This window comes from Pseudonocardia sp. GCM10023141 (assembly GCF_042653605.1).
The window spans coordinates 82,970-93,771 of record NZ_JBHSIR010000044.1; the positions used below are offsets into that span (position 1 = coordinate 82,970).

Sequence of the window (10,802 nt, forward strand, 5' to 3'; positions counted from 1 at the left end):
CTTCCTTCGTTTCAGGAGGAGCCCGCAGCGTGGCCGCGACACCGGTCAGGATTCCCGGCGACAGGACCGCCCGCATCAGAGCCAGCACTCCAGGAACGTGAGTGTTTCCCACCAGCCGCCAAAATCGTTCGTGCCCACATCGGTGCATCGCCACGATGGGCCCCGATGCACAGGCACCAGATCGACGCGGCGCTCGCGGCCCGGCTCGTCGCCGAGCAGTTCCCCGAGTGGGCCGCGCTCCCGGTCACGCCGGTGGCCGAAAGCGGCTGGGACAACCGCACGTTCCGCCTCGGTTCCGCGATGACGGTGCGCCTGCCCAGCGCCGAGGGTTACGTCGCGAGCGTCGAGAAGGAGCTGACGTGGCTGCCGCGGCTCGCGCCGCAGCTCCCCCTCCCGATCCCGGTGGCGATCGCCGTGGGCGTGCCGTCGGCCGAGTACCCGTGGCCGTGGTCGATCCGCGGCTGGATCGACGGGCGCCCGGCGGCGCGGCAGCGCATCGGCGACATGCTCGCGTTCGCCGACGACCTCGCCGCGTTCCTGCACGCGCTGCACCGCGCCGACCCGACGGGCGGCCCGGCCGCGGGCGCCCACAGCTTCTACCGCGGCGCTTCCCTCGAGGTCTACGACGGCGAGACGCGCGACGCCATCGCGACGCTCGCGGGCCGGATCGACGCCGCCGCCGCCACCGCCGCCTGGGAGTCGGCGCTCGCGGCACGCTGGACCGGCGACCCGGTCTGGTTCCACGGTGACATCGCGTCCGGGAACCTCCTCGTCGACGACACCGGCCGCCTGTGCGCGGTGATCGACTTCGGCACGTCCGGTGTCGGCGACCCCGCGTGCGACCTCGTCATCACCTGGACACTGTTCAACGGCGAGAGCCGCGAGCGCTACCGCACGAGGATGGCCGCCGACCAGCAGACCTGGGTACGAGCGCGTGGCTGGGCACTGTGGAAGGCGCTGATCACGATGCCTGCCGCCGGCGGATCACCTGGCGGGGTATCGGAATCGGAGCGCGTGCTCGACGCGGTGCTCGCCGAGTTCGTCAGCTCGTGACGGAGGCGGCCGGGGCCACGACCCCGCCGTTGATCTCGTGGCGGCGCAGCGCGTCGGCGACGAAGCCGGTGGCCTTCACGTCCTCGACGAACGCGGCCAGGAACGCGCGGGCGGCGGACCCGCGGCCGGCGGGGAGCCCCATCGCCTGCTGGATCACCATGAACCGTCCCGGCAGCACCCGCAGGCCCGGTGCCCGCTCGGCCTCGGCCACCAGCACCGGGCAGATCCCGGCCGCGACGTCGACGTCACCGGCACGAAGTGCCGCGAGCACCGGCGCTCCACCCCCGAACCGCACGATCTCGCCCGCGGTGATCGCCGAGGACGCGAGCACGAGGTAGCTGCCCTCGATGAGCACGTAGGGCGCGATGAACAGCAGGCCGTCACTTCGGGCCGGATCGACGGCGAAGAAGCCGATGTCGGCCTGCTCGGCGCGAACCGCCTCGACCGAGGCGATGGCCTTGTCGAAGACCACGAGCTCGACGGGCACGTCGAGCCACCGGGCGAACTCGCGGGCCAGGTCGATCGACACGCCGACCGGCTCACCGGTGGTCCCGTCCCGGCTCGCGAGTATCGGGTTGCCGAGGTTGATCGACGCCCGCAGCGTCCCGCCCGGTGCGAACGTGGCCACGAGCCCAGGTGGAACCGGCCGCTGCTGATCTCCTCGCTCGGTCACGGAGGTCGAGTCCAGTGCGGTGGCCGCGAACGTTGCCGGGTTCATCGCGTGATCCTTGGCGCGCGAGGGACCCGGTGGACGGTTGTGGCCGCCGCACTATCGCGGGCCACTGTGGCCGAGCACACGCGACCGGCGGCAATAAACGGAGACGACATGTCCGTTACGGTGTAGCGTCAGCACAAACGGAGAGACTTCCTCCGTATAACGAGGGGGACGTCATGCCCGAGACCGTGTTGGTCACCGGAGGCACCGGGTACCTGGCCGGGTGATGCATCGTCGAGCTGCTGCAGCGCGGCTACCGGGTGCGGACCACGGTGCGCAGCCCGGGCAAGGAGCAGTCCGTGCGGGAGGCGGTCGCGACCGTCGTCGATCCGGCGGACCCAAGACGGTGGCAGAGAAGGCGGCATGGGACTTCATGTCCACCTACGACGGTCCGACGACCCTCACCACGATCCTGCCCGGTGCCGTGTTCGGCCCGATACTGAGCACCGGCAACCTCGGCTCGGTCCAGATCATCGCCCGCATGATCGGCGGTCGGATGCCGGGCGTGCCGCGGATCGGGCTCGAGATCGTCGACGTCCGCGACCTCGCCGACATCCACATCCGGGCGATGACATCGGACGCGGCAGCGGGCCAGCGCCTCCTCGCCACCGGCGAGTTCACCTGGATGCGCGAGATGGCGCAGTCGTTGAAGTCCGGCCTCGGCACCGCAGGCGAGAAGGTGTCGACGCGGCAGCCGCCGGACTTCGCCGTGCGCATCTCCGCGCGGTTCGACCACTCCCTGCGGGCGATCATCGTCTCGCTGGGCCGCCGCAACCGGCACAGCACCGACAGAGCGAAGCGGGTGCTCGGCTGGCAGGCGCGACCCGCCGCGCAGACCGTCGTCGACTGCGCCCGGAGCCTGATCGACCACAACGCCGCGTGACGTGCGTGGCAGGATCGGACACCGTGAGCGATGCCGCCGAGGGCAGGAGCATCCGGAAGGACTCCATCCGCAACCGGGCCCGGCTCATCGCCGCGGCTCGCGAGGTGTTCGCGGAGCGGGGATTCGGGGCCACGCTCGACGACGTCGCCAAGCACGCCGGTGTCGGCACGGGCACCGCGTACCGCCACTTCCCCAACAAGCAGGCGATCGCGGCGCTGATCCTCGCCGAGGCCACGGAGCAGATCGCCGTCGACGCCCGGGCCACGCTCGCCATCGAGGACCCGTGGGACGCGCTCGCCACCTTCTTCGAGCTCACGGCCGCGCGCCAGGCCACCGACCGCGGGCTGTACGAGACGCTGACCGGCCTCGGTGACGACGCCGAGCAGGAGCGGATCTGGCGGGAGATCGTGGCTGCGGTCACCGAGTTGTTCGACCGCGCGCAGCGCGCCGACGTGATCCGCGCCGACGCCGTGCCGCAGGACATCGCGGCGATCTTCGCGCTGCTCGGCCCGGCGTTCGAGCTGAGCCGCACCACCGCGTCCGAGGTGTGGCGGCGCTACCTCACCCTCGTCCTCGACGGACTGCGCGCCGTCGACCGGCCGGCGATCCCCACACCACCGCCACCGGTGTCGGCGCTCGGCGCGATCCTCAAGGCCGGCAAGCGCCGTCCCTGAGCGCGCACCGACCCGGGGCGCCAGATCGCAGCATGGTGGCCATCCTGCGATCCAACGCTGGGATGGCCACCATGCTGCAACGGTGCGCCAGGGTTCTCGATGGGCCGGTCAGACCAGCGGGTGGTCCATGAAGAAGTCCCAGGCGATCTGGGTCGCCTTGATCGTCTGGGTCGCGGATCCCGGTCCGCTGTCGACGAGCTCACCGGGCCACGTGTGGCCCGCGCCGGCGACCCGGTAGTGCACCACGTCGGAGCGGCCCCAGCAGTTCGGGTACGCGAACTCGGTGATGTCCGTGCCGATCGTGGTGGTGACCGCCGGACCGCAGTGGTCGTGGTCGGCCCAGTCCTGGACCCAGTCCATCATCGGCGGCAACGGCTCGCCGTGGCTGCTGGCCTCACCGTCGTAGCCGACGGTCGGATCGGCCGTGCCGTGGAAGTCCACGATGGAAACCGGGCGACCGGGTCCGCAGCCCACCCGGGTCTCCGGGTAGAACGCGCCGGCCACGGTCGCGAACGCCGCGATCCGGTTCTGCATGCGACACGCCAGCAGGGCCGTGAAGCCGCCGCCGTTGGACTTGCCCGTCGCGTAGATCCGCAGCGGGTCCACGCAGTACGCGTCCTGCAGTCGGTCGAGCAGGTTGCTGACGAACAGCACGTCGTCCGACGGCGGCTGGTACGGCGCGCCCTGCCAAGCAGGCTGGTCGGCCTCACCCTTCAACCCCACCGGATAGACGACGATGGCGTCGAGCGCGTCCAGGCCGGAGAACGCCTCGATGTCGTAGCCGTTGCCCTTGCGGCCGTGGAACCCCATGATCACCGGCACCGGATGCCACGATGTGTACGTGGCCGGCAGGTGCAGCAGGTAGCTGCGGTCGTAGCCGCCGGACGTCATGCTCTGCACGACGGTCCGTCCCAGTGGCACCGCCGGCTGGTGCAGGCAGCCCGTGGACGGACGGGGAAGGTCGTGCAGTGAGTCCACAGGGGACGCCGCGGCGACGCCGACGGTTCCGGACAGCATCAACAGGGCGGCGGTCGCCGCCGCGAGAAGTCCTCGCATGGTCTACAGCACCTGTCCCAGGAAGGTACGCAGCCGTTCGCTGCGGGGGTCGTCGAAGAACTGTTCGGGCGGGGCGACCTCGACCAGCCTGCCGTGGTCGAGGAACGCCACCTGCTGCGCGACCTCACGGGCGAAACGCATCTCGTGGGTCACCACCAACATCGTCATCCCCTGGGCGGCGAGGTCGCGCATGACCCCGAGCACGCCCTTGACCAGTTCCGGGTCCAGCGCCGACGTCGCCTCGTCGAAGAGCATCACCTCCGGGCTCATCGCGAGCGAGCGGGCGATGGCGACGCGCTGCTGCTGCCCACCGGACAGCTGAGCGGGTCGCCGATCCTCCAGCCCGGCCAGCCCGACGGCGGCCAGCTGGACCTTCGCCAGCGCAACGGCCTCCTCGCGGGGTCGCCCCAGCACCTGCTGCGGCCCCAGCGTCACGTTGTCCAGCACGCTGTGGTGCGGGAACAGGTGGAACCGCTGGAACACCATGCCCACCCGGGTCCGGATCCGGTCGACGTCCGCGCCGGGGTCCGTGATGGCCTCGCCGCCGATGAACACCCGGCCCGAGCTCGGCTGCTCCAGCAGGTTCGTGCACCTCAGCAGGGTGGACTTGCCCGACCCGGACGGGCCGACCACGCACGTGGTGGACCCGCCGGGCGCCTCCAGGGAGATCTCCCGCAGCACCGGCGTGGCGCCGAAGGACTTGCTGACGTTCTCGTACCTCACCGACGTGCGCACGGAGGTAGCCCGGTCCGTTGTGGACGTCATACCACTGCCTCCGCTGCCGCCACGACCGGTGCGGGTCTGCCGTCCCGCATCCGCCGGTCCCAGGCGTTGACCACGTACGTCATCGGAATGGTGATCGCGAGGAAGCACAGCCCGGCCGCCACCAGCGGGGCGAGCGAGGCGTTGTTGACCGCGCCGTCCTGGGCGATCGCGAACATCTCCCGCTGACCGACGGACAGCCCGAGCAGGTACACCAGCGCGGTGCTCTTGATGACGAGGATGAACTGGCCGGTCAGCGCCGGCAGCACCCGCCGGACGCCGATCGGGACCACGATCAGCCGCATGGTCCGCCCGTGCGGCAGGCCGAGACTGCGGGCGGCCTCCACGATCCCGGGGTCCACGCTCTGGAACCCGGACCGGAAGATCTCCGCCATGTACGCGCCCTCCATCAGCCCGATCGCGAGCGCGGCGTACCCGTACGTCCAGTTGCCGAACAGGTTCAGCCCGGCCAGCGGCAGGCCCTGACCGATCAGGTACACGGACAGGATGTGCGGCAGGCCGCGCAGCACGTCGACGTACCAGCGGCACGGGTACCGCAGGTACCGGCGCGACGACATCAGGCCGCCGGCGACGAACACCCCGATGGTCAGGCCGATGAGGCTCGCCAGCACGGCGAGGAACAGCGTGTTGAGCAGGCCCTCGCGCAGCAGCGACGAGAGCGTCTCACCGATCAGCCGCAGGTCGAGGAACGTGTCGATGAAATGCTGGATGCCCTCCACCGGTCACGACCCCGGCTTGCTGTCGCGCTGCGCCATCCCGGGGTTCGCGTCCAGCATCTCCTGGGGGATCAGCACACCCGGCGCGTTCCACTTGCCGAACAACGTGGTGTACGTGCCGTCCTTGATCACCGCGGTCAGGGCGTCGTCGAGCGCCTTCTTCAACGCGGGCTTGTCCTTGGCCACCGGGAATGCGGTCTGGGCTGTGGTGATGGCCTCGGTCGCCGTGAAGTCCGGATGCTGGCTCAACAGCTGCGCGGTGGTGGCCGTACCGGTGAACAGGCCGTCCACCTGGCCTGCGGTCAACGCGTTGGCGCTGGCCGCGATGTTCGGGAACTCCTTGATCTGGATGGTCGGGATCTTCTGCTGCAGCAACGGGATCAGCTCGCTGCCGCGGGTGATGGCCACCGTCTTCCCCGCCGACGCGTCGATCGTGGCCAGCGTCGCAGTCCTGCGTGAGATCAGCTGGGCCTCACCGAACGACACCGCCACGGTGAAGTCGGTGACGTCCTGGCGCGGCGGGGTGACGAGCGTCCCGAACGCGGCCGAGTCGTAGGTGTGGTTGCGCACGTTCGGGAGCATGCTCGCGAAGTCCGTGGCCACGTAGCTCGTGGTCAGGTTCATCCGCTTGGCCATCTCGGTGGTCAGGTCGATCAGGAAGCCCGCGGGCTTCCCGTTCTCCACGAACGACGTCGGCTTGTCGTCGGACCGGAACGCCAGCTTGAGCTGACCCGGCGTGATCAGGCCGAGGTCGGGCCCGCCGGGGGCGGAGTTGGTGGCAGGGCTACCGCACGCGGTCAGTGCCAGCGCGAGGGCAACCACACCGAGACGACGTCGGTTCAGCATGGTCTTCACGGTTTCTCCAGACGGTCGGGCAGGTCGATGAACCCCTCGAGGAAGGCGGCGATGCGCTCGACAGCGGTCAGCACGAGACGTTCACCGGCCTCGGTCGTCGCCAGCGTCGGGTCACCGAGGTTGCCGGTGGCCGACAGCGAGTCGTAACCCTGTGGGAACTGGATGCCCGGATGGCTGCGGGCGAGCCGTCCGGCCGGGTCCAGATCGGTCAGTTGGGCGCTGCCCCGGACCAGCGCGTCCGTGCGGACCAGCGTCGGGTCCACGTACATCGCCTGCGCGGTCTCGATCTCACAGCTGTGCCCGCGCACCCTGCTGCTCGACAGCTCGGCGGCGATGTCCGACACGACGGGTGTCAGGCCGCTCCAGGCGATGTGCAGGTCGCCGAGGTCCCCCCGCAGCCGCGACACCGCGACGTCCACCGCCGCGTTGTTGCCGCCGTGTCCGGTGAGGACGTACACCTTGCGCCACCCGTGCCGGTGCAGGCTCGTGACGAGCTCGTACACCAGCTGCTGCAGCGTGAGGGGCGAGAGCGTCAGGGTCCCGGGGAACCCCATGTGGTGCTCGGAGACCCCGATCGGAATCGTGGGCGTGACGACCACCCTGGGCGCCAGCCGCTCGGCGACCAGGTCGGCGACGACCTCGGCGCGGGTGGTGTCGGTACGCAGCACCATGCCGTTGCCGTGCTGCTCGCACGCGCCCAGCGGCACGATGGCCACCGGCGCCGAGGCCGGCATCGCGGCCGCCTCCGGCCACGTCATGTCGGCGAGACGGTGGGTCATCGGACATCCTTCGGCGCGACTGTCGTCGACACTCACTGCCCCCTGTCGAGTTGGGCGGCCACCTCGTCGCGAAGCCGGTGCAGGTGGTCGCGGGTCAGGTGCTCGGCCGTGACGGCGTCGCCGTCCCGGACCGCTTCGAAGATCATCAGGTGGTCGGCGTAGTCCCGGCTGCGGTCGTGGATCAACCTGCGGACCGCCCGCTGTTCACGCGCACGGACCGCGAGCAGCGAGTCGACGACCTCGAACAGCACCTGGTTGCCACAGGCCCCCGCGAGCTCGCGGTGGAAGTTGAGCTGCGGCCGGACGTCACCGGGATCGCGCTTCGCGGTGTCCAGTGACAACTCCAGCCGGCCGAGACCCTCCTCGGTCCGATGGAGAGCGCTCAGCGCCGCGATACCCGGCTCGATCGTGAGCCTGGCCGCCACGAGTTGGAGGGTCGCGCTGTCGCGCATCGGAGCGGAGTTCGGATTGGGCATGAGCACCCGGTAGATCCCCTCGCCGACGTAGATCCCGGACCCGTGCCGCAGCCGGACCGCATCGGTCGCCTCGAGGCGCCGCAGCGCCTCCCGCATCGTCGGCGGCGTGACCGCGAAGCGGGTGGCCAGCACCCGGACCGTGGGCAACGAGTCCCCGGGTTTGAGGCCCTGCTCGCCGATCAGGGCGAGCAGGCCGGTCACCAGCCGCTCGGACAGCGTCGCCGGCTGCTGCTCGGCGGCTCCTTGCGTCATCGCACTGCCTCTCAGGTTGAAAAGACTAAGTGACTAAATCACTTGTTCAATCGCAGGTCAAGCCTCCGCAGCCGGATGGCGTGGGGTGCGGGCGGGTGATCAACGCCCACTGGTTCGGTGTTGACCATGAGCAGGTGGGCGTTGATCACCGGGATCGTGGGGTGCGGGGTTGGCGCGGTGGGGGGCATCCGACCCAACAGAGGAGTGCGTCATGGCAGTCGGTCGCGAGCAACGAGTGGGCCGTGCCGCACAGCGAGCGCGGTCAGACCGGAGGGGCTGTCGGGCCGGAGCGACGATCAGACCCACGAACACCGCGTCGCTCAGGGTGGTCGAGCGCATCGGCATGGTCGCGCACCGGTTCGAGGAGGACAGCCGGGGCGGGCTGATCTACCTGGCCAGACCTGCCCTCCCGTAGTCGCGGAGCGGTGCCGCCGGCCGACTGCCCCGAGCACCGACGGCCTTGATCATCCCGTGCGGTACCGAGGCTGCACACCTGCCGAGCAAGCACCGCAAGCGATGATCAAAGCGCCACGGAGCCACCCCGGAGCGCGGCCGATGACCTGGCCGAGGGAGCGCTACGTCGACGGTGAGCTAACTTCATCGCCATGGCCACGTCCCCTCTTGACCGCTTCCGTCGGGCTTTTGAGTCGGACGTCCCCCCGGACCCTCAGGATCCCCGGCTATTGATGGACAGCAACCCGGCCCACGATATCTCCATCTACTACTCGCCTTTCGAGTACGTGGCGCCGTCCCCGCGGTTGATCCTGCTGGGCATCACACCGGGAAGCGAGCAGGCCAAGCGGGCGAACCAAGCGCTGTGGCAAGAACTGCGCCAGGGCACATCGGACACAGATTCGCTGCGCCTGGCCAAAATTGCCGGCACATTCGAGGGCGAACCACTCCGCAGCAATCTCCTTGAGCAGATCGCCGACTGGCAGATTCACGAATGGCTGGGGTTCGAATCCCCGGAGGACGTCTTGTCCGGCGGGCCGGAGCAAGGTGTGGTCCACCTCACCTCAGCACTGAGGTACCCGACGTTCAAGTCCGGCAAGGGGTACAGCGGCGCAAGCCCGAAGATCCTGGGCGACAGCGTGCTCCGAAGCCACTTCGTCGACCACCTGTGCAGCGAGACTCCGCAGTGGGGAGACGCCTTGATATTTCCGCTCGGAAAGGAACCAGCGGCAGTTGCCAGCGCGCTGGCAGCCCGTGGCGCGATCCGTCACGAGAACATCCACACCGGCCTCATCAATCCCTCGCAGAACAACTCGTACCGGCTCAAGTGGATCCTCGGCGATCGCACCGAAAAACGCCCTTCGCTCACCGACCCGGCTTCCTACGACCTCGGACGCGATCACTTTCGAAGGATGCATCTCGAGCCCTGAGCTTCGACAGCTCCGTCCTCGTACCGCGACACGAGGCCCTCGACGTCACCGGCATTGAAGTACGTCGCGAACTGCTCCTGCCCTCGCTGGGCGGAGCCCGAACGTCAGAGGCGCGCGCCACCGATGACTTCCGGCCGCCGGGCCGGTCTACCCCCACATGCTGATCATTGCTGGGTACCTGCTCGCTGAGCCGACAGACCGAGACACCTTCGTGGCCGACGGGGCGAATGCGGTCACCATGGCGCGCAGTGCGCCGGGCTGCCTGGACTTCTCCATCGCGGCCGACACTGTCGACCCGGCGCGGATCAACATCTTCGAGCGTTGGGAGTCCGAGGACGAGCTCCTGGCGTTCCGCGGCTCCGGACCGGACTCGGACACCGCAGCACGGATCCTGGGAGCGGACGTCAAGCGCTACGTCATTGCCTCCGTCGAGGAGCCGTAAGCAGAACGTGGCTCAACGCGCCGGCTGGCGGGCTGACTCTCATGCACCATCCGCATCGCGACGAGGGTGCCACCAGCAAGCCGAGTCTGGCCGGCCCTGCGCGGAACCCCCATCGAGCACGCGTTCCCGAAGGGGCACATCCGCGCCCACAACGAACGCAGCCTGCGCGATCTCGGTGTCGAGTCGCTGGACTTTGCAGCAACTCGATGTCAGGGCCCCGGACTGGCTCGACACCGGCGACTGGCAACAAGGAGGACTCGGACCTGCGCGCGGAAGGTCTCATCCGCGCGTTCGGGGCCGTGGTGAACAACCACGACCCCCGGCAGCGCGGTCGAACTCGTCCGCTCCGGCATCGTCAACACCGTCGCAACGATCTACGACTTCGTCGACCAGAGCCCTGCGGACGAGCTGTTCGCGGCCTGCCGTGACCACGGCGTCGGAGTCATCCATCAGATCTACGCCAAGGTCATCGTCGGCCAGGAGGACGCGGCCCGCGGCCGGATCGATGCGGCGCTGGGTGGCTCCTGATGGCCGAAACTTCAGCACGTATTCAGCACAGCCGCCCGCCCGCAGCCGGTACCGTCCGCACACCACCGGACAACGCAACATCGCCCCTTGACCGCGTAACTGCTGGTCAGGGGGCGATTCTGCATGTCATCGGAGTGTGCTGTCAACGATTTCTCAAATTTGACCCCCTGGCGGCTCCGGAAAGTTGACCCCTGGGTTGGTCTTACTG

At 69.4% G+C, this 10,802-nt stretch carries 12 protein-coding genes; 5 read left to right on the plus strand and 7 right to left on the minus strand.

The genetic code is table 11. The features are described 5' to 3' along the window. Window positions 1-165: 165 nt before the first annotated feature. Window positions 166-1,053, plus strand: a complete 888-nt coding sequence (locus tag ACFPFQ_RS26530) for an aminoglycoside phosphotransferase family protein (protein WP_379623468.1) — start codon at window positions 166-168, stop codon at window positions 1,051-1,053. Here the strand turns inward: ACFPFQ_RS26530 and ACFPFQ_RS26535 are convergent. After that, window positions 1,043-1,771, minus strand: coding sequence for a transporter substrate-binding domain-containing protein (locus ACFPFQ_RS26535; protein ID WP_379623470.1), 729 nt, complete (start codon window positions 1,769-1,771; stop codon window positions 1,043-1,045). The two genes, ACFPFQ_RS26530 and ACFPFQ_RS26535, sit on opposite strands and share 11 nt — an antisense overlap. Window positions 1,772-2,114: 343 nt before the next feature. Here ACFPFQ_RS26535 and ACFPFQ_RS26540 point away from each other — a divergent pair, with 343 nt between their 5' ends. Continuing rightward, complete coding sequence (locus ACFPFQ_RS26540; protein ID WP_379623472.1) at window positions 2,115-2,651, plus strand: hypothetical protein; 537 nt, start codon at window positions 2,115-2,117, stop codon at window positions 2,649-2,651. Window positions 2,652-2,674: 23 nt separating this feature from the next. Beyond that, window positions 2,675-3,325, plus strand: coding sequence for a TetR/AcrR family transcriptional regulator (locus tag ACFPFQ_RS26545; protein ID WP_379623474.1), 651 nt, complete (start codon window positions 2,675-2,677; stop codon window positions 3,323-3,325). Between the two features lie 108 nt (window positions 3,326-3,433). Here ACFPFQ_RS26545 and ACFPFQ_RS26550 read toward each other — a convergent pair whose 3' ends face one another. From ACFPFQ_RS26550 to ACFPFQ_RS26575, 6 genes are read right to left on the minus strand one after another with little or no spacing between them, the layout of a single operon-like run. Continuing rightward, the gene (locus ACFPFQ_RS26550; protein WP_379623476.1) at window positions 3,434-4,381 is read right to left on the minus strand and encodes an alpha/beta hydrolase family esterase; all 948 of its coding nucleotides are present in this window, start codon (window positions 4,379-4,381) and stop codon (window positions 3,434-3,436) included. A 3-nt stretch (window positions 4,382-4,384) separates the two neighbouring features. After that, a complete protein-coding gene (locus ACFPFQ_RS26555; protein ID WP_379623478.1) occupies window positions 4,385-5,146 on the minus strand; it encodes an amino acid ABC transporter ATP-binding protein in 762 nt (253 codons plus the stop codon). Next, the gene (locus ACFPFQ_RS26560; protein WP_379623480.1) at window positions 5,143-5,883 is read right to left on the minus strand and encodes an amino acid ABC transporter permease; all 741 of its coding nucleotides are present in this window, start codon (window positions 5,881-5,883) and stop codon (window positions 5,143-5,145) included. Before ACFPFQ_RS26560 ends, ACFPFQ_RS26555 begins: the two co-directional genes overlap by 4 nt. Window positions 5,884-5,886: 3 nt before the next feature. Further along, the gene (locus ACFPFQ_RS26565; RefSeq protein ID WP_379623498.1) at window positions 5,887-6,726 is read right to left on the minus strand and encodes a transporter substrate-binding domain-containing protein; all 840 of its coding nucleotides are present in this window, start codon (window positions 6,724-6,726) and stop codon (window positions 5,887-5,889) included. 5 nt (window positions 6,727-6,731) lie between these two features. Next, entirely contained in the window at window positions 6,732-7,514 is a 783-nt protein-coding gene (locus tag ACFPFQ_RS26570) for a creatininase family protein (protein WP_379623482.1), read from the minus strand. A gap of 32 nt (window positions 7,515-7,546) precedes the next feature. Next, window positions 7,547-8,242, minus strand: a complete 696-nt coding sequence (locus tag ACFPFQ_RS26575; protein ID WP_379623484.1) for a FadR/GntR family transcriptional regulator — start codon at window positions 8,240-8,242, stop codon at window positions 7,547-7,549. Between the two features lie 686 nt (window positions 8,243-8,928). Between ACFPFQ_RS26575 and ACFPFQ_RS26580 the strand changes: the two genes are divergently transcribed. Beyond that, window positions 8,929-9,624, plus strand: a complete 696-nt coding sequence (locus tag ACFPFQ_RS26580; protein ID WP_379623486.1) for a hypothetical protein — start codon at window positions 8,929-8,931, stop codon at window positions 9,622-9,624. Between the two features lie 157 nt (window positions 9,625-9,781). Continuing rightward, a complete protein-coding gene (locus ACFPFQ_RS26585) occupies window positions 9,782-10,066 on the plus strand; it encodes a putative quinol monooxygenase (protein WP_379623488.1) in 285 nt (94 codons plus the stop codon). Window positions 10,067-10,802: the final 736 nt, after the last annotated feature.

Excerpts from the sequence above, each read along its gene's own strand:
- ACFPFQ_RS26530 (WP_379623468.1), top strand. The coding sequence starts at position 166 with ATGCACAGGCACCAGATCGACGCGGCGCTCGCGGCCCGGCTCGTCGCC.
- ACFPFQ_RS26535 (WP_379623470.1), bottom strand. The coding sequence starts at position 1,771 with ATGAACCCGGCAACGTTCGCGGCCACCGCACTGGACTCGACCTCCGTG.
- ACFPFQ_RS26550 (WP_379623476.1), bottom strand. The coding sequence starts at position 4,381 with ATGCGAGGACTTCTCGCGGCGGCGACCGCCGCCCTGTTGATGCTGTCC.
- ACFPFQ_RS26555 (WP_379623478.1), bottom strand. The coding sequence starts at position 5,146 with ATGACGTCCACAACGGACCGGGCTACCTCCGTGCGCACGTCGGTGAGG.
- ACFPFQ_RS26565 (WP_379623498.1), bottom strand. The coding sequence starts at position 6,726 with ATGCTGAACCGACGTCGTCTCGGTGTGGTTGCCCTCGCGCTGGCACTG.
- ACFPFQ_RS26570 (WP_379623482.1), bottom strand. The coding sequence starts at position 7,514 with ATGACCCACCGTCTCGCCGACATGACGTGGCCGGAGGCGGCCGCGATG.
- ACFPFQ_RS26575 (WP_379623484.1), bottom strand. The coding sequence starts at position 8,242 with ATGACGCAAGGAGCCGCCGAGCAGCAGCCGGCGACGCTGTCCGAGCGG.
- ACFPFQ_RS26580 (WP_379623486.1), top strand. The coding sequence starts at position 8,929 with ATGGACAGCAACCCGGCCCACGATATCTCCATCTACTACTCGCCTTTC.
- ACFPFQ_RS26585 (WP_379623488.1), top strand. The coding sequence starts at position 9,782 with ATGCTGATCATTGCTGGGTACCTGCTCGCTGAGCCGACAGACCGAGAC.